The following is an 18,610-nucleotide window of genomic DNA, read 5'->3' on the forward strand; positions in this document are numbered from 1 at the left end:
TGACAACCTCTGCGTGTGGTTGATGCGGTACCGCCGCTTAGCGAAGGTAAGACGGAGGGGAGAGGGGGGTATCGAAACAGTGATCATAATAGCGCTGGATATCAACTAGGCGGGTTCGGTTTTTACGCATCCGCACGAGCACCAGATAACCATTGATGGCCAAACAGGCCATTAACGCGAACAGCAGTAACGTGGTGCCTAAATAGCGGCTCAGGGTGATCACATCCGGTTCGCTGTGCAGCGTGATATGTCGCGTACCGTTGGCATCAACGGTAATACTGGTGATAACGCCCTCGGCCTTGAATGGTGTATTCAATAATAATCCGGATAAACGTTGCAGCTCGCGCCATTGCTCTAATGCGGTGTAATCAAACAGCGGTATAGAAGGGATCGGATGACTCACCAACTGCTTGCCTTCATCACTACTAATCAAAAAGCCGCCGGGCGGTGGGCTATTTAACGCTTCCGTGGCCAGATGCGTTTCGCGATAAACAAAGGAAGACGTTGCTGTTTTCACCAGTCTTTCCAGCGCATCAGCACTGACCGGACGGAGCAGCACATTCATGCCTTGCAGTGCACCGGACTGCGCCCGCTTGGTCAGCGCAGCCCAGTTTTTGGCATTACCCAGATTGACCAGCGCATTTTTCAATCGGCCACAATCAGATTCGTTTCTACATAATTCATTGGTCTTCAAAACAATATCGGCAAAGTCATCCAACAAGGTCATGCCGGATTTCTCAATCGCGGTAGCTAACTTTGGGTTAACGTTAGCGTCATTGCTTTCCTGCGGATGCAACTGCTGATGAACGGTTTCCACCAGTGCCGCGGCTTTTTCAATGATTTCAGATTCGGGTTGTGGCAATGGCGATGCGGTATTCCAGTAAATACTGGAACAGTCAAATGGTGTAAAAGCAAGGTTATTCTGGCTCATGGTACTGGGCGGTACGTAACACATACCGGTACCTCTGGCTTTCAGCATATCCCCAATACGCAACGGCATTTTTTCCAGTGCCAGTACGCTGGTAACCTGTTGAGTTTGCGCGCCCTGAATCCATGCCATGCTGAGTTTAAGCGGTAGGCTAAGAGGAATATAGGTTAGCAGCAGTATTAAGATCGCCAGCGATCCCAACATCAAAGTCAGATTCTTTCCCCAGCGCTGCAAAGGAAAGTTCTTCATCTCATCATGCAGGGATAAATAACGTCCCTGACGAATAACCTGACGATTCAGATAGATATCAACGTTGGTTTTCTTACCGAGATCATGAGTGAAATAGGGTAGCCAATGTGCGGGATAAATCAGATCGATAATTCCGAGGGAAATGTTATTCATCTGACTTTGATTGGACTCGCCAAATAATCCCCAGCGCTTGGGTGTACCACTAAGGCAATGCACTTCTTTGAGATCGTTAGCTGAGAGTGGCCGAAATAAATGCCAACAGGCCCAGGATATCAGTGCGATAGCCACCAGAATCAGCCAAGGTAACACCACGGCAGGGCTAATCAGGCTAAGAAACAGCAGGAGTAAAGCCACACAGATTGTGGCAGCTTGCGTCAGGCCATTCGATCCGTAAAGCGCGTGTTCTTCTGGTGTTTCCTTACGAATATTCACCAGTTCAATGTGTTCGCTATCTTCCTTACGGATAGACGCGTTTTGCAGTGAAGAAGGGGCTACCTGCGGGAACGGTATCTCCAGCGTGTAGTCTTTGAGGGAATGACCGTTTAATGAGATGACCAGCGGGACGGTGTTGGTCTGGATAATCTCAACAAAATTATCCTGTGCGATAAAGGGTTTCCAGAACGGTGGCAAGTGAATCTCAACAGAATCAAGATAATAGCGCCATTTATTCGGTTCATCACTGGCGACACCGTAGCGGGTAATTGCACGGGTGACAGCATAGACATTATCACTGTCTGGAGTCAGCGCCAGTTCAGTAGATGCGTTAGTGTGGCCCTGAAGTGCTTTGGGATCGAAGCTGGGCAAGGTATTGGATGTGCTGCTCCCGGGCAGGTTAAGCAGGTAGTTCTCCACGGCAACGCGTTCTTCCGGTGCCAGGGTGCGATGCGTGGGTTTGATAAATGAAAGGGGAACTGAAGAAGCACTGCGGCACTTAAACCACCATAGCAGAGCAACAGCAACAAGGCTGGTAAAGAGTAAGGCCAATATTAATACTATTGTGCTCATCCCATCCCCATCCGAGTGCGACTTAACTCTATTAACTCTATGAAAGAATGCATATTATGCATAAAAACAGTACCAAGGCATACGGAAGAGTTATTTCGTGAATCTGCGCAACAGCGTCTAGGTCAGCGATATAATCAGATAAAAGTGCTCTTCAACGGCCTATTTGACATGAAAGATAACAGGGTAGATACAGGTGGAATATCAGCATATTCCTATTTTCATCTGCGTACTTTAACGCTTTTGGCATTAGGGTAGGGGGTTTTCTAATGGGATAAGCCTTGCTTACGCCCGTTATCATGTTAAAAACAGGTAAATTATATCCAACTGGCGTTGCGATAAAGGTTCCCATTAACGCACAATGTGATCAAGTTCTAAAAGAATCCCTGTGTATTAGACTTTAGCATTAGCGGGACAAGAATATATTGGCCTGAGGCACGTTACGGTAGGCTGGTAAGCCCTAATACTACGTCATATTAGCAGTGGGTTATTAATTCGGGGCTATCATGAAACACCTGCAAAAACCTAAAATTCTGAATATCGAAACGGTTGCCCGCTCTCGCTTGTTTAATGTTGAAGCGGTCAATCTGGAGTTTAGTAACGGTGTCCACCGGCTCTACGAGCGGATGCGACCTTCTCATCGTGAAGCGGTAATGATTGTGCCAGTGATTGGTGACAATTTATTGCTGATTCGAGAATATGCCGTAGGGATAGAATCCTATGAGTTGGGTTTTCCCAAAGGATTGATTGATCCCGGAGAAGATATGCTGGAGGCCGCTAACCGCGAGTTAATGGAAGAGGTAGGTTACGGTGCCAAGCGTTTTGATTATCTGACTAAATTGACAATGGCACCGTCTTATTTTTCCAGCAAAATGAATATTGTGGTAGCGCGGGATCTTTATCCACAAAGCCTGGAAGGAGATGAACCAGAGCCTTTGCCACAAGTACTGTGGCCGATAGCTAACATGATGGATTTGCTCAATGATCCGGATTTTAACGAGGCGCGGAATGTCAGCGCATTATTTTTGGCGCAGAGATTCTTAACCGCATAAAAAACGGGCCAATCGTTAGACTGGCCCGTTTCTGATGGCAGTGTCACCTTAGCACGGTATCGTCTTAGAACAATTCCTGACTTTGCCCATTATCGATTATCGTGGTGCCCACTTCATGTACTGCATGTTCCGTCGGCTGTGTGCCATCAATAAAGTACTCAGGGCGACTCCCTGCGCCACCGTCAGATAATTTGCCAGTACGTTTATCGATAACGACGGTAACAATGCCCGGCGGCGGTGTGGTTTTCTGTTCTGGAATGCCTTCAAGCGCGACTTTCATAAAGTCATCCCACGCGGGTTGAGCTGTTTTTGCGCCACCCTCGCCGCCAGTAATCTGATCTGCAATCGCACCAGAGCCTGAACTACGGCCAAGATTACGGCGATGGTCATCAAAACCGATCCATACTGATGTCACGGTATCCGGGCCGTAGCCAGAGAACCAGGCATCTTTCGAGCTATTGGTGGTACCGGTTTTACCGCCGATATCGTGACGTTTCAGGTCACGGCCAGCACGCCAGCCAGTCCCCATCCAACCCGGTTCGCCAAAGATATTGGTGTTCATCGCATCTTTAATCAGGAAAGCCAACGGCGTGCTAATCACATGCGGAGCATATTGCTGTTCACTGTCCTGCTGCACCTGAGAAGGAGAAACCTGCTCTAACTCTGGCATGGGAACATTACTGATATTGTTGCTCTGTGAGGTTGCAACATTTTCCACATTATCATCTGAAAGTGCTATTGAGCGCTGCGTATCACCGTAAATGACCGGTAGATTACAGTCATGACACACGATCTTCGGTTTGGCTTCGAACAGCACGTGATTCGCTTCATCGGTGATTTTGGTGATGAAATAAGGGTCGACCAGATAGCCACCGTTGGCCATCACAGCGTAGCCACGTACGACTTGCAGTGGAGTGAATGATGCTGAACCCAGCGCCAGCGACTCTGAATGTACAATATTCTGGGCTGGGAAGCCGAAGCGTTGTAGATATTCGGCAGCGTAATCTACGCCCATTGCTCGCATTGCTCGAACCATCACCACGTTCTTAGACTGCCCTAGACCCTGACGTAAACGGATTGGGCCATCATAAGTTGGCGGAGAGTTCTTTGGCCGCCAATCCGTACCGGCACCGGCGTCCCAACGGGTAATCGGCAAATCATTGAGAATCGTCGCCAATGTCAGGCCTTTATCCATCGCTGCGGTATACAGGAAGGGTTTAATATTCGAGCCAACCTGGCGTAATGCTTGAGTTGCGCGGTTAAATTTACTTTGGTTAAAGTCAAAACCCCCCACCAGCGCTTTGATCGCACCATTGTTCGGATCGATAGAGACAATCGCAGAGTTGACGTCAGGTACCTGCGCCAGCCACCAAGTATCATTAACCTGGCGAACCCAAATTTGCTGACCGGCTTGTACCACATCGGTGACGCGTTTGGGGGTTGGTCCCTGGGCGGTATCGGACTTAAACGCGCGCGCCCAGCGCATACCTGCCATTGGCAGCGTCACGCTACTACCGTTGGCCAGCATTGCGGTTGCCTGATCGGCATTCGCCAGTGTCACAACCGCCGGGAGTAATGGACCATAAGTCGGCAATGTTTTCAGCGAATTGATGATCTGCGCTTGTGTCCAGGCGCTTTCACCCACTTTCCACAACACGTTTGACGGGCCACGATAGCCGTGGCGCATATCATAGGCCAGCACGTTGGCGCGCAGGGCATCGACGGCGGCCAGCTGTAGCTTTTTGGTGATGGTGGTATAAACCTGATAGCCGTCGGTGTAAGCATTTTCACCGTAACGCTTTATCATCTCCTGCCGCACCATTTCTGCCAGATAAGGTGCCGAGAAAGCAATTTGCGGTGCGTGGTAGCTCGCTTCAATCGGTTCGCTGCGCGCCTGATCGTATTGAGACTGAGTAATATATTTCTCGTCCAACATCCGCGATAGCACAACATTTCGGCGCGATACGGCCCGATCGTGAGAATAAAGCGGGTTGAAAGTTGATGGTGCTTTAGGCAAACCGGCAATCATGGCAACTTCGCTCAGGGTCAGCTGATTGACTTCTTTACCGAAATAAAACTGAGCTGCGGCACCCACGCCATAAGCGCGGTATCCGAGATAAATCTTGTTCAGATAAAGCTCAAGGATTTCATCTTTGGTTAATAGCTGCTCAATACGCACGGCCAAAAAGGCTTCCTTGATCTTACGCATCAAGGTTCGTTCCGGGCTTAAAAAGAAGTTTCTCGCGAGCTGCTGGGTAATGGTACTTGCCCCTTGAGAGGCATGGCCAGAAACCAGAGCAATCGAAGCTGCCCGCAAAATACCCACAGGATCAACCCCATGGTGCTCATAGAAGCGGCTGTCTTCTGTCGCAATAAACGCATGCACCATTTCCGGTGGGATTTGCTGTAAGGACAGCGGAATTCGGCGTTTTTCGCCAAATTGGGCGATCAATTCGCCATCGGCACTATACACCAGCATAGGTGTCTGTAGTCGGACATCTTTCAGTGTGGCAACGTCGGGTAGCTGTGGCTCAATATATTTGTACAGGCCAAATATCGAGGCTGCTCCCAGTAAAATGCAACACACCGCAAGAATTAAAAAATACTTTACGAACTTCACCTGAGATTTCCCATTCAATGTCATTTGGGCAGTTTATAAACAACCGCGCCGTAGTATAAAGGCAGCCATGCAACATGGATACGTTCTTTTCTGCTCTCTCGATATGGAGGTCGATGAAGATGTACGCACAAATATGGCAGGTTGGGCTGGATATTCAAATGAGCAGCGTCCGGGCGTTAGCGGTGCTGCGGCGACGATATGGCTGGCAGCTGCGCTATTGGTGGCAACAACCATTGCCGGACGGTGTTTTACAAAATGGGAATTTACAACATTTAGAGGCGTTGAGCGAGTTGCTTTCGCATTTGCGCAAACAATTACCAAGACATATTTCTTTACGTATTACTCTTCCGATTCAGCGCATATTACAACAGAACTTCGCACTGCCGGATAAACGACTGAAAGAACCGGATCGTAGTCATTATATTTATAGTGCCGCGGCTCGCCAGTTCCCGCTTATTAGCCAGGTATTGGCTTTGGATTACCGCGAAAATAGCGCTGAGCAACAACCACAGTTGATCACTGCGGCACGTCAACAAGATATTGAGCGCTGGCAGGATTGTCTGCAACAGGCCGATTTTCAGCCCGAGGTGATCGATATTTCCCCCTGTGCACTGCGTTATATGGCGAATGCGGCTGGGTTGCAACCGCAGCATTTACTGGTACACGGTCTGGAAAAAGAGTGGCTTTGGACGACATCTGCGGACATGCCTTTTCGCTATGGCTTAATCCCCGCCCCAGTGGATCGCTGCACGTCTGAAATACTGGCTGAACTACACAGACTGAACCCTGCGGTGGACGCCAAACCTTACGGCGTCTATTACAGCGGTATGCTAGCCGGGCCATTACCCGCGAATACACGGGCTTGGTCGCCTTTTCTCGCGTTTAGGCAACGCCAGCCCCCTTTCCCTGTTTCACCGATGTCTTTTGCGCTTGCTGGGGGATTGGCAATTCGCCCGGTAGATGCTGATGTATCAGGTTAATTTTTTGCCGTGGCGGATGGCTCGCCTACAGGCACGGTATCGTTTCTGGCGTAATTTATTGATAGGGCAGATGGTCGCTATCGTGATGTTCGCAATATGTATTACCGGCTTCCTGCATACGGAACGGGTGCAACATCGGCATGAAGAAGAAACCCTTTTGGCACAGATTATGCAATTGGACACCATGGTGCAATCGACGAAGCGACTCCAGGCTGAGTTGCAACAGCGAAAAGATCATCATGATCGCCAACAGCAAATTTATCGGCGAACTCAGGACTATCTTACGTTGTTAAATTTGCTGGCATTATCGATGCCAGAAAATTGTTGGCTAACCCAATTGCTTCAGCAAAAACAGGTGTATCACTTCGATGCTTATTGCCGCGATTATGCCGCGATTAACCAACTTCATATCGAGCTTGCACAAATAAGAGACAAGGCTGATATCCAGATACATGGCATACAGCGTCAAGATAACAAGGAGAAGTTATTCACAATACAAGCACGATGGTGGCAGGAGGGAGAAACCGATGAATAATTTTCACCTGCGATTACAGGCCCACTCAGGGGCTGTACTTTATTTTTGGTTAAGTATTGTCAGTGTGGTCGTTTTTATCCTGTTGTATATCATGATGATTCGTCCCGAATGGCAAAAATGGACGGCAGTGAAAGAGAGTGTTTGGGCACTACAAAATAAGCAAGTACAGCACAAACTGATTTTGGCCAAATTACCGGCTCAGAACCGGCTTCGGCAACAGTTGGAACAATCGCATTTGCCACTTCGTACGCAAACAATGTTGAAGCGTCCATTGATTAGCCATATTGGAGAATGGGTTGTAAATAGTGGTGGACAGATTGTGAGTTTGCAGCGACAAGTTTCGGAAAATGAGGGTGTCATCAAAGCCAAGCAATGGCACGGAGTTTTACAAACGACTTTTCAAGGGTTGATTGAAATCCTTGGCAATATTGATGCCCTTTACCCTCCTGTCGGCGTCGAGAATCTGCAGGTCATGGCTGAAACAACGGGGTTGAAAATCACGTTAACGTTTTTGGAACCTGCTACCGAATATGACAATGAATAATTGGCGCGGAAAAATCCTGCTGCCCGTGTCGTTACTCGCTATCACAAAGGCTATCGGGCAGCCCAATCTTGAAATACGGCGTGATCCATTTCGGCCAGTGGCGGTGTCACCCTGTGAGAATAACGCCCATCATTTACTGAAAGGGTGGGTATTACTCGGTGTGGTGGGTGTCGAGGGGGCGTATCGTGGTTGGGTTTCAGGGCGTGATGGGCAATGGCTGCGCCTGGCGACAGATGAATATGTGCAAGCCGGTTGGCGAGTGGAGCGTATTGATTTGAAGCAATTGGATTTGTACTACGAAAACCCAGATGAATCTTGTGTGGAGGCTCCTCGTTCATTGTCTTGGTCTCTCCAAAAACGCTAAAGATTAAGGATAAAATATCTGCCTAAAAGGATGTTGGTTTATGAAATTCTCACCCCGATCGCACGGTATCGGTATCGTATTTTTACTGTTGTATTGTTCACTTTGTCGTAGCGAGCAGAGTGAGCCGCCAGTGTCGCTGGTATTTCAGAATGCGCCATTTTCTGTGGTTTTACAGTCACTTGCCGATTATAAAAATCTTAATCTGGTGGCCTCCGCTAATGTGGGCGGCAACCTAAGCCTTCGTTTGGTTGACGTTCCCTGGCAGCAGGCATTGGATACGGTGTTACGCATGGGTAACCTGACCGTTGAGCGAGAAGGAAATCTGTTGCTGGTGCTGACGGAACAAGAAGTCGCCACACGGTTTTTACATGATCAAGGACAAAGAGAGAAAAAGGCGAAACACCAAGTGTTGGATCGCCATTCACAGGTGCTGCTGCATGCAGAAGCGGAAGAGATAGCGGCCAATCTTAATGTCAATCACGGAGGGTTGCTTTCTCCCCAGGGCCGTGTTTTTGCGGATAAGCGAACCAACCGGTTATTGATCCGCGATACGGCGGAATCCATTGCAGCACTAAAAGCCTGGCTGAGTGAATTGGATTCTCCTTTGCAGCAGGTGCAGCTTGCCGCACATATTGTGACCATCAGCAGTGAAAGTTTGCATGAATTGGGGGTGCGCTGGGGCATTCCCGCACGTGATAGCGGTGGTTCAGCACTAAGAATCAATAACTTCAATGTTGGTCTGCCGATCCAGAATAGTGCGATTACTGCCGGTTTTAATATTGCCCGTATCAGTGGCCAGCTACTGGATCTGGAATTGAGCGCCCTAGAACAAGAAAATCAGGTGGAAATTATTGCCAGTCCACGTCTGACCACTTCACACCAGCAAACTGCCAGTATCAAACAAGGAACCGATATACCTTACAGCGTTAGCAGCGGTAAAAATGGCGGAACCACGGTTGAATTTAAAGAAGCAGTGCTGGGGATGGAGGTGACTCCACGCATCTTGGGCGCAGGGAAAATAACGCTCAAATTGAAAATCAGCCAGAATATGCCGGGTATGGCGATCAAACGTGGTGAAAATGAATCGCTGGCGATCGATAAGCAAGAAATAAAAACACAAATTACGGTTAATGATGGTGAGACAATTGTTCTTGGCGGTATTTTTCAGCAAAAAAATTCTCGGGGGGCAAATAAAGTGCCGGTTTTATCCGATATTCCATTGCTAGGCCACTTGTTCAAACAGACGGTTAACGCGAAAAGCAGGCGGGAGTTGGTTATTTTCATTACTCCTCGATTAATTAGTATTTGACGGTATTGGGCAGGTAAGGAGCAAAAAGAGTCTATTCTTGACGGTAATCTGCAACTTTTTGTGTGATTGGGGGCTTCTAAGTTTGACGCTGCGACGGATTTAGCTTACAAGGGTTACCGAATTGAGCTCCGAGGTTTTAAGTAACGTTGATACGCCGATAAAAACGTATGGTTTCCCTCCCACGACGTGTACAACGATTTATTCGGTTGCCAAACTACCAGAAGTGCTGAGATAATTTTTCGTCTGATCTCGCACTATCGCTCATGAGGTTTCAGTTTAGGTCCCGCCGCTGATTTGATTGGCGGGGCGGGTTATCATTAACGAATAGTCTTAGTAATACCAAAAACATGGCAGAGAAACGCAATATCTTTCTGGTTGGGCCTATGGGTGCCGGCAAAAGCACTATTGGTCGTCAGTTAGCTCAGCAACTCAATATGGAGTTTTTCGACTCTGATCAAGAAATTGAGCGACGTACCGGAGCTGACGTGGGCTGGGTATTCGACGTGGAAGGCGAAGAAGGTTTCCGCGATCGTGAAGAAAAAGTTATTAATGAACTAACGGAAAAACAGGGCATTGTTCTGGCGACCGGTGGAGGTTCTGTGAAGTCTAAGGAAACTCGTAACCGTTTGTCAGCCCGTGGCGTTGTGGTGTATTTGGAAACCACTATCGAGAAGCAGTTGGCTCGTACTCAGCGTGACAAAAAACGTCCGTTGTTACAGGTTGATGCGCCTCCACGTGAAGTGCTTGAAGCACTGGCAAAAGAACGTAACCCGTTGTACGAAGAAATTGCAGATGTCACCATCCGCACTGACGATCAAAGCGCGAAAGTTGTTGCTAACCAGATCATTAACATGCTGGAAAGCAATTGATTTTGGCATTCTACTTGTACCGCAAGGCATAAGTTACGTTACGTTAAGAAGGTCACTGAGCGCGACATGGAGAAGATTACTGTCACGTTAGGGGTGCGTAGTTACCCCATTACGATAGCCGCAGGATTGTTTAACGATCCGGCCTCTTTTAAACCGCTAAAGGCGGGTGACCAGGTAATGCTGGTGACTAACCAAACGCTGGCTCCTCTCTATCTGGATTCTATCCAGTCGGTGTTGGAGCAAAGTGGTATTCAAGTTGATCAGGTGATTTTGCCTGATGGTGAGCAGTATAAATCTCTGAGCGTTCTGGAGCAGGTATTTTCTGCCCTTCTGGAAAAACCGCACGGTCGTGATACTACACTTATCGCTTTAGGTGGTGGTGTAGTAGGCGACCTGACCGGTTTTGCCGCTGCTTGTTATCAGCGTGGCGTTCGTTTTATTCAGGTTCCGACTACACTTCTCTCTCAGGTAGATTCCTCTGTGGGTGGAAAAACGGCGGTTAACCATCCGCTGGGCAAGAACATGATCGGGGCATTTTACCAACCGGCCTCGGTAATTGTTGATCTTAATTGCCTAAAAACCCTGCCATCTCGTGAGCTTGCTTCTGGCCTGGCCGAAGTGATCAAATATGGCATCATTCTCGATTCCGATTTCTTTGTCTGGCTGGAAAACAACATTGATGCGTTGCTGGCGTTGGATATGGAAGCGCTGGGCTACTGCATTCGCCGTTGCTGCGAGCTAAAAGCCGCGGTGGTTGCTGCCGATGAGCGAGAAGAGAATGGGCTGCGTGCTCTACTCAATTTAGGTCATACTTATGGTCATGCCATTGAAGCCGAAATGGGTTACGGTGTCTGGCTGCACGGCGAAGCGGTTGCTGTAGGTATGGTTATGGCCGCAGAAACAGCCCATATTATCGGTCAGTTCTCTGCTGGTGATATTGAGCGGATAAAAAAACTGTTGCTACGTGCGGGCTTGCCGGTGAATGGTCCTGCGCAAATGACGCCGGAATCCTATTTGCCGCATATGATGCGTGATAAAAAGGTATTGGCGGGTGAACTCCGGTTGGTACTACCGACGGCGATTGGCAAATCCGAGGTTCGCGGTGGTATTTCCCATGAGATAGTCCTTGCCTCGATAACTCGTTGCCTGGCAGGGTAAATGGCATAAGTATTATGATGTTGTATGATATAAACATCATATTTCTTCGCAAAGGTCCGTCCTGGTCTCTTTGTTGTCAGTCAACTTAATCTGCCGAATCGTTGCTGAAGCAACGGTAGGCTTTTTGCCTCGAGTTGGAGGGTTTAGATGGATGAGTTAAAGCCGGAAGACGATCTGAAGCCTGATACAAGTGATCGCCGTCCTACACGCTCGCGCAAGGCCTCGAGCGGACCTAAAATTGCTGTTTCACGTCAACACATCATGATTGGCATTGGTATTTTGGTGTTGTTGCTGATTATTATTGCAATAGGCTCTGCGCTAAAAGCGCCGACACAGCATGAAGCTTCTCAGCAGAATCCTAATGTGGCTGCCAGAGATATCAATCTCGCTGATTCATCTTCACTGACCAGTGGCGCTCAAACAAACATGACAAACAGTACCAGTGATGGTCATGATGGTAGTGGCGTGAATAACTCTGGGCAACCACAAGCAATCAATGTTCCAGCCATTTCATCTACGCCGACCGAAGCGCCGCCGTTGGCAAATGGTAACGCAGCAACTCAGCGGGTTGATCTGCCAGGCAACATGTCTGATGCATTGTCTCAGCAACAAGGGCAAGTGGATTCGCTTTCTCAGGATCTGAACGGTGCAGTCTCAACGCTGCCTACGGCTCCGGCGACTGTTTCGTCTTCAACTGCGCTCAAAGCACCCGCAGTGCGTGAAAGTACCACCAAGCCAGCACAAAATCTTGCTAACGGAGCGAATAAACAAACCGCTACCGCGCATAAAAATGTGACAGCCGTGGGTAAGGCACCGTCTAAAAATACGTCTGTAGCCTCGAACAATAACGGCTCTTTGACGAGTGTGCCGGGTAGTCACTTTACTTTGCAGTTAAGCAGCGCGTCACGTTCTGATACTTTGAATGCCTATGCGAAACAGCAAAAATTAACCAACTATCAGGTTTATGAGACTAAACGTGATGGTAAGCCTTGGTATGTGTTGGTAAGTGGTAACTATGCTTCTTCTGCGGAAGCGAAGCGGGCGATTGGCAGCTTACCGGCGGATGTCCAAGCGAAGAAACCATGGGTTAAACCTGTACATCAAGTACAGAAAGACCTGAAAAAATAAATCATTCTTATCTGTGCGCTGATGTGCTGTTTGAAACAGAGTACAATCTGCGGCTCTGAATTATTAAGTAGCTAACTGACGGCATGAAGAAAAACCGCGCTTTTTTAAAATGGGCTGGTGGGAAATATCCGCTGGTTGATGACATTCGACGCCATCTGCCAGCGGGGGATTGCTTGATTGAGCCATTCGTCGGTGCGGGCTCGGTGTTTTTGAATACCGAGTATGAATCGTATATTCTGGCCGATATCAACAGCGACCTTATCAATCTGTATAACATTGTTAAGCTGCGTACTGATGACTTTGTGCGTGACGCTCGCGTTTTATTTACCCCTGAATACAACATGTCTGAACAGTTTTATCTGATTCGGCAAGAGTTCAACGCCAGCAAAGATGCTTACCGCCGTGCATTGTTGTTCCTCTACCTTAATCGCCATTGTTATAACGGCCTGTGTCGTTATAATTTGAGCGGTGAGTTCAATGTGCCTTTTGGCCGTTACAAGAAACCATATTTTCCAGAAGCTGAATTATATTGGTTTGCAGAAAAATCCCAAAAAGCGGTTTTTGTCTGTGAACATTACCAGGAAACCTTGCAGAAAGCGGCTAGTGGTTCCGTGGTGTATTGCGATCCGCCTTATGCTCCGCTTTCTGCAACAGCGAACTTCACGGCGTATCACACCAATAATTTTGGTGTTGCAGATCAACAAAATCTGGCTCGTCTGGCTTATCAACTGTCATCTGAAAGCCAGATTCCGGTACTGATCTCTAATCATGACACTGAATTGACGCGAAATTGGTATCATCAGGCGTCATTGCATGTGGTGAAGGCGCGCCGCACGATCAGCCGTAATATTCTTGGCCGTAACAAAGTAAACGAGCTTTTGGCGCTGTACAGCTGAGTGGGATATCCCACCGGGTAAGGATACAAACCCCGCGCTTCCCACAGCGAGAATACGCCTCGGGAAGCAGATGAAAAGTTTGGAGAAGCGGATGAAAAAGTTTTTGATTGCCCCGTCCATTCTGTCGGCAGATTTTGCCCGGTTAGGTGAAGATACCGCGAAGGTAATTGCTGCGGGCGCTGATGTGGTTCACTTCGATGTGATGGATAACCATTACGTCCCAAATCTTACCATGGGACCGATGGTATGCCAGGCGCTGCGCGATTATGGTATAACCGCACCGATTGACGTTCATCTGATGGTTAAACCCGTTGATCGCATCGTGCCGGATTTTGCCAAAGCGGGCGCGAGTTATATTTCGTTCCATCCTGAAGCCAGCGAACATGTTGATCGCACTCTGCAATTGATTAAAGACCACGGCTGTAAAGCTGGCCTGGTATTCAATCCAGCAACACCACTGAGCTATCTGGATTACGTGATGGACAAATTGGATGTGATCCTGTTGATGTCGGTAAACCCCGGTTTCGGTGGCCAGTCCTTCATTCCCGAAACCTTGAATAAATTGCGTCAGGTGCGTCAGCGCATTGATGAAAGTGGCTATGATATTCGCCTGGAAGTTGATGGTGGTGTCAAAGTGGATAATATCCGCGAAGTTGCTGCTGCCGGAGCTGATATGTTCGTAGCCGGTTCTGCCATTTTCGGCAAGCCGGACTATGCCGCAGTGATTGATGCGATGCGCAGCGAATTGGCGGCGGTTTATGGCTGAGTTTAATGCGATTCGTGGGTTGGCTTTCGATCTGGACGGTACCTTGGTGGACAGTGTTCCTGGGCTATCCAGCGCGATGGATATGGCATTAGAACATCAAAGATTACCAAGGGCTGGTCAGACGCGGGTTTCCACCTGGATTGGCAACGGAGCCGATGTTTTGGTTGAGCGAGCGCTGCGTTGGGCTGGCGTGGAGCCACAACCTGAGTTATGCCGCCAGACTCGCGAATTGTTTGATGGCTATTATGCGCAAACCGTAGAGCGCGGTAGCCAGCTTTTCCCTCAGGTTAAAGACACTCTGGCACAATTGGCTGCGGCAGGTTTGCCGATGGGGCTGATTACCAATAAACCCACGCCTTTTGTTGCTCCTTTACTGGCTTCTCTCGGTATTGCTGATTATTTCTCACTGGTTATTGGTGGAGATGATGTTATCGAGAAGAAACCCCACCCTGCGCCGTTGTATTTGATGCTGGGGAAAATGGGGCTACGCGCTAGCGAACTGCTATTTGTCGGTGATTCGCGTAATGACATTATGGCCGCACAGGCTGCCGGTTGCCCCTGTGTAGGTTTGACTTATGGATATAACTACGGTGAATCTATTGCCGAAAGTCATCCAGATTGCGTATTAACGCATTTTGCCGATCTGTTGCCCGCCATCGGGCTGCCATCTTTAAAAAATCAGGAAGTATGAAATGAGTAAACCCACTGAATTAAAGAAACCCATTGTATTTAGCGGCGCTCAGCCGTCCGGTGAATTGACCATTGGCAACTACATGGGTGCTCTGCGTCAGTGGGTACAGATGCAGGATGAGTATGATTGCATCTATTGCATCGTAGATCTGCATGCCATTACTGCTCGTCAAGACGCGGCTTTATTAAGAAAAAGGACGCTGGATACGTTGGCGTTGTATTTAGCTTGCGGCATTGATCCTGAGAAAAGCACCATTTTTGTCCAGTCTCATGTGCCCGAGCATACTCAACTGAGTTGGGCGTTGAACTGCTACACCTATTTTGGCGAATTGAGCCGTATGACTCAGTTTAAAGATAAGTCTATTCGTCATGCGGATAACATCAATGCTGGCTTGTTCGATTATCCGGTGCTGATGGCGGCGGACATTCTGCTTTATCAAACTAATCAGGTGCCAGTGGGTGAGGATCAGAAGCAGCATTTGGAACTGAGCCGCGATATCGCAGGCCGTTTCAATGCAATATACGGTGATATCTTCAAGATGCCAGAGCCATTTATTCCGAAAGCTGGCGCGCGGGTGATGTCTTTGCAGGATCCGACCAAAAAAATGTCCAAATCAGACGAAAATCGTAATAACGTGATCGAGCTGCTGGAAGATACGAAATCTGTGGTCAAAAAAATCAAGCGCGCTATGACCGATTCTGATGAACCGGCAGTGGTTCGTTACGATGTGAAAGAAAAGGCTGGTGTATCTAACCTGCTGGATATTCTTTCTGGTGTTACTGGTCAGTCGATTGCGGAACTGGAACAGCATTTTGAAGGTAAAATGTACGGTCACTTGAAAGGTGAAGTGGCTGATGCGGTTTCTGGCATGCTGAGCGAGTTGCAGGAGCGTTATCATCAGTTCCGTAATGATGAGGCTTATTTGCAATCTGTCATGCGTGACGGCGCGGCCAAGGCTCGTGTTCGCGCACAGGATACGTTAGCAAAAGTATATGAAGCTATTGGTTTCGTTGCTCATCCATAAAGCATAAATCAAAGCGCCGTTGGCACGGCCATTGCCAGCAAAACCAGGGACATGTATTGCGTCCCTGGTTTCAGACGGCGGATAAACCGCGATCCTGCGATCTGCCATTTTCACCACTACGACCATGTTTAACCTCCTTGTTTGATCTTATCCTGCTGCTTTCCTGCGTTGATAGTCAGAATTAGCCGACTTGTTCAGTCTGTTCCTGCTGAAAATGTTGGTTGGAATGTTCCACAGATGAAAACCAGTTCAGTTTTTCTCGTAGGCTGACCACGCTGCCGACAATAATCAGACTTGGACTGTTGACCTGTTGGGATAACAACGCCAATTGGTTGAGTTCACCACTCACGACTTTTTGTTGGCGCGAAGTCCCATTTTCGATCAAAGCGACTGGCGTGGTGGCATTCATTCCGTGGTGAATAAGCTGTCGTTGAATGTCGCCAGCCTGTGACAGACCCATATAAAACACGAGTGTTTGTTGTTCAGCCGCCAGATTGGCCCAATCGAGTTGGTTATCTGATTTGGCATGTCCGGTAATCAAACGTACGCTCTGGGCATGATCTCGATGCGTCAGGGGAATACCGCTGTAAGCGGAACAACCTGATGCGGCAGTAATACCCGGAACCACCGAGAAAGGAATACCGGTTCCGGCTAATGTTTCCAGTTCCTCGCCACCGCGACCAAAAATGAAGGGATCGCCGCCTTTTAGCCTGACAACCCGTTTACCAAGCTGCGCCTGATCTAGCAGAATCTGGTTGATTTGTTCCTGTGGTACGCAATGATGACCCGCTCGTTTGCCAACGAAAATTCGTTCAGCATCGCGGCGTACCAGATTCATCACCTCATCAGAAACCAAACGGTCATAGACCACGACATCGGCCTGCTGAATTTGCTGCAAACCTTTTAACGTTAACAGGCCGGCATCGCCAGGGCCTGCACCGACTAATACCACTTCCCCGCGATCCGTCAATGGTGCACTAAACAGCTGTTCAACCAATTGGTGGGATTGCGGTTGATCGTCATTAGCTAACGATTGTGCCAGACGATCATGAGATAGCAGTTTTTCCCAGAAGCGGCGGCGGGCGGTCATGGCGGAGAATTGCTGTTTAACCCGTTGACGCAGGCTACCTGCGAGCCGAGCCAATTGGCCTAGATGCTGTGGCAGCATGGCTTCAAGTTTTTCTCGCAGCAGTCGAGCCAAAACGGGCGCTTTGCCTCCAGATGAGATCGCAATCATGATCGGTGAGCGATCAATGATCGACGGCATAATAAAGCTGGCACGTTTTGCATCATCCACGACATTACAAAATATTCGTTGCTGATTGGCGCCTTGGTATACCCGTGCGTTGACTTCAACTTGATCAGTGGCGGCGATGACTAACCATTTCTCTGCCAATAATTCAGGCGCAAATTCTCCGCATACCAATGAAATCAGGCCTTGTTCCGCCCATAAATGGAACTGAGGTGAGAATTCGCAGGCATTGACGGTTAGCTGTGCGCCAGCATCCAGCAACAAGCGCGCTTTGCGCTCGGCAATATCACCACCGCCGACCAATAGGCAGGCTTTGTGTTGCAGTTGGCAGAAAATAGGTAAGTAATCCATCAACAATCCTTAATTCTATAGCAGACAGAACCAGCCCTGGTGCAGGGCTGGCGGCCATAATTATGATTTGGCAGTTTGCGGTTGAGTGGTTGATGCAACGACCGGACGCTGGTCTTTCGGTGTAGCGTACCAGTAGCCCAAGCCCATAAACACGGCACCGGACAAGGTGTTACCCAGCGTCACCCACAGCAGGTTATGGCCAATGCCACTCAGGGTATAAGCCTCGCTATGATGACCAAACCAAGATAGGGCAAATAGCGTCATATTCGCTACGGAGTGTTCGTAGCCGGAGGCGATAAAGGCCAGCAGGCACCACCAGATAGCGATAAACTTGGCCGCGCCTTCAACGCGAATTGCCATCCAGATTGCCAGACAAACCAACCAGTTACACAGCACGCCTTTAAAAAATAAAGTCATCGCTGGTGCCGTGGTTTTAGCCAGTGCAGCGCTGTGGATCAGGCTGGTATCGACCGGTAATAGGCTGCCACCCGCATAGTAATAAAGCAGAGCAACAAACACCGAACCAAGCAAATTACCTAACCATGTTTGGGGTAGCACGCTCCACATCTGGCTGGATTTGATCGTGCCAGCTTTGACACCTAGCGTCAGGAACATGGTGTGGCCGGTAAATAATTCGGAACCGGCAATGATAACCAGCGTCAATGCCAAACCAAAAGTCGCGCCCATGACCAAAGGACGCAATGCTGGATCGACCAGATTACCCAGTGTGAAAATCAGAATAATACCCAGCCCGACATAAGCACCGGCCATAGCAGAGCCAATCCAAAACCCTAGTGGACTGTCTTTCGCCAGTTTTACGATGCGGGCCGCATTAGCGGCACATTTGTTAAGAGTATCGGTGTACATATTTGATCCTAAATATAAAAATAAT

17 protein-coding genes are annotated in these 18,610 nt (G+C 48.6%); 13 read left to right on the top strand and 4 right to left on the bottom strand.

Features of this window, described 5'->3' with window-relative positions:
* Nucleotides 1–37: 37 nt before the first annotated feature.
* Nucleotides 38–2,182: an intracellular growth attenuator family protein gene (locus DJ39_RS01220; RefSeq protein ID WP_038251109.1), complete on the bottom strand. Its 2,145-nt coding sequence runs from the start codon at nucleotides 2,180–2,182 to the stop codon at nucleotides 38–40.
* Nucleotides 2,183–2,685: 503 nt separating this feature from the next.
* Between DJ39_RS01220 and nudE the strand changes: the two genes are divergently transcribed.
* On the top strand, nucleotides 2,686–3,231 hold the full coding sequence (gene nudE, locus DJ39_RS01225) for an ADP compounds hydrolase NudE (RefSeq protein ID WP_004718456.1): 546 nt from the start codon (nucleotides 2,686–2,688) through the stop codon (nucleotides 3,229–3,231).
* 64 nt (nucleotides 3,232–3,295) lie between these two features.
* Here nudE and mrcA read toward each other — a convergent pair whose 3' ends face one another.
* Nucleotides 3,296–5,851 (bottom strand): peptidoglycan glycosyltransferase/peptidoglycan DD-transpeptidase MrcA, encoded by a 2,556-nt coding sequence (mrcA, locus tag DJ39_RS01230; protein WP_038251618.1) that lies wholly within the window; start codon nucleotides 5,849–5,851, stop codon nucleotides 3,296–3,298.
* Between the two features lie 119 nt (nucleotides 5,852–5,970).
* Here mrcA and pilM point away from each other — a divergent pair, with 119 nt between their 5' ends.
* The 12 genes from pilM to trpS all read left to right on the top strand — a co-directional run bounded on the left by pilM (nucleotide 5,971) and on the right by trpS (nucleotide 16,115).
* Entirely contained in the window at nucleotides 5,971–6,831 is an 861-nt protein-coding gene (gene pilM / locus DJ39_RS01235; RefSeq protein WP_038242846.1) for a type IV pilus biogenesis protein PilM, read from the top strand.
* A complete protein-coding gene (locus DJ39_RS01240) occupies nucleotides 6,818–7,366 on the top strand; it encodes a PilN domain-containing protein (protein ID WP_038242844.1) in 549 nt (182 codons plus the stop codon). The genes pilM and DJ39_RS01240 overlap by 14 nt, the downstream gene beginning before the upstream one ends.
* The gene (locus DJ39_RS01245) at nucleotides 7,359–7,910 is read left to right on the top strand and encodes a hypothetical protein (RefSeq protein ID WP_038242842.1); all 552 of its coding nucleotides are present in this window, start codon (nucleotides 7,359–7,361) and stop codon (nucleotides 7,908–7,910) included. Before DJ39_RS01240 ends, DJ39_RS01245 begins: the two co-directional genes overlap by 8 nt.
* Nucleotides 7,903–8,274, top strand: coding sequence for a hypothetical protein (locus DJ39_RS17075; protein ID WP_049688112.1), 372 nt, complete (start codon nucleotides 7,903–7,905; stop codon nucleotides 8,272–8,274). Before DJ39_RS01245 ends, DJ39_RS17075 begins: the two co-directional genes overlap by 8 nt.
* Before the next feature lie 40 nt (nucleotides 8,275–8,314).
* Nucleotides 8,315–9,583 carry a DNA uptake porin HofQ gene (gene hofQ / locus DJ39_RS01255; protein ID WP_004718469.1) on the top strand — a complete coding sequence of 423 codons (1,269 nt, stop codon included), beginning with the start codon at nucleotides 8,315–8,317 and terminating at the stop codon, nucleotides 9,581–9,583.
* A 347-nt stretch (nucleotides 9,584–9,930) separates the two neighbouring features.
* The gene (aroK, locus tag DJ39_RS01260; protein ID WP_004718471.1) at nucleotides 9,931–10,452 is read left to right on the top strand and encodes a shikimate kinase AroK; all 522 of its coding nucleotides are present in this window, start codon (nucleotides 9,931–9,933) and stop codon (nucleotides 10,450–10,452) included.
* Nucleotides 10,453–10,518: 66 nt separating this feature from the next.
* Complete coding sequence (gene aroB / locus DJ39_RS01265) at nucleotides 10,519–11,610, top strand: 3-dehydroquinate synthase (RefSeq protein ID WP_004718474.1); 1,092 nt, start codon at nucleotides 10,519–10,521, stop codon at nucleotides 11,608–11,610.
* A 147-nt stretch (nucleotides 11,611–11,757) separates the two neighbouring features.
* Nucleotides 11,758–12,738 (top strand): SPOR domain-containing protein, encoded by a 981-nt coding sequence (locus DJ39_RS01270; RefSeq protein ID WP_038242837.1) that lies wholly within the window; start codon nucleotides 11,758–11,760, stop codon nucleotides 12,736–12,738.
* An 83-nt stretch (nucleotides 12,739–12,821) separates the two neighbouring features.
* Nucleotides 12,822–13,634 carry an adenine-specific DNA-methyltransferase gene (gene dam / locus DJ39_RS01275; RefSeq protein ID WP_004718478.1) on the top strand — a complete coding sequence of 271 codons (813 nt, stop codon included), beginning with the start codon at nucleotides 12,822–12,824 and terminating at the stop codon, nucleotides 13,632–13,634.
* Between the two features lie 91 nt (nucleotides 13,635–13,725).
* Nucleotides 13,726–14,400 (top strand): ribulose-phosphate 3-epimerase, encoded by a 675-nt coding sequence (rpe, locus tag DJ39_RS01280; RefSeq protein ID WP_038242835.1) that lies wholly within the window; start codon nucleotides 13,726–13,728, stop codon nucleotides 14,398–14,400.
* Nucleotides 14,393–15,091 carry a phosphoglycolate phosphatase gene (locus tag DJ39_RS01285; protein WP_038242834.1) on the top strand — a complete coding sequence of 233 codons (699 nt, stop codon included), beginning with the start codon at nucleotides 14,393–14,395 and terminating at the stop codon, nucleotides 15,089–15,091. Before rpe ends, DJ39_RS01285 begins: the two co-directional genes overlap by 8 nt.
* Nucleotide 15,092: 1 nt before the next feature.
* Complete coding sequence (trpS, locus tag DJ39_RS01290; RefSeq protein ID WP_004718483.1) at nucleotides 15,093–16,115, top strand: tryptophan--tRNA ligase; 1,023 nt, start codon at nucleotides 15,093–15,095, stop codon at nucleotides 16,113–16,115.
* Nucleotides 16,116–16,296: 181 nt separating this feature from the next.
* On the opposite strand, the gene cysG is transcribed toward trpS, so the two are convergent.
* The gene (gene cysG / locus DJ39_RS01295; protein ID WP_004718485.1) at nucleotides 16,297–17,718 is read right to left on the bottom strand and encodes a siroheme synthase CysG; all 1,422 of its coding nucleotides are present in this window, start codon (nucleotides 17,716–17,718) and stop codon (nucleotides 16,297–16,299) included.
* A 60-nt stretch (nucleotides 17,719–17,778) separates the two neighbouring features.
* Nucleotides 17,779–18,585, bottom strand: coding sequence for a nitrite transporter NirC (gene nirC / locus DJ39_RS01300; RefSeq protein WP_004718487.1), 807 nt, complete (start codon nucleotides 18,583–18,585; stop codon nucleotides 17,779–17,781).
* Nucleotides 18,586–18,610: the final 25 nt, after the last annotated feature.

The sequence above is a fragment of the Yersinia ruckeri ATCC 29473 genome, assembly GCF_000754815.1.
In the GTDB taxonomy this organism is placed as follows: Bacteria; Pseudomonadota; Gammaproteobacteria; order Enterobacterales; family Enterobacteriaceae; genus Yersinia; species Yersinia ruckeri.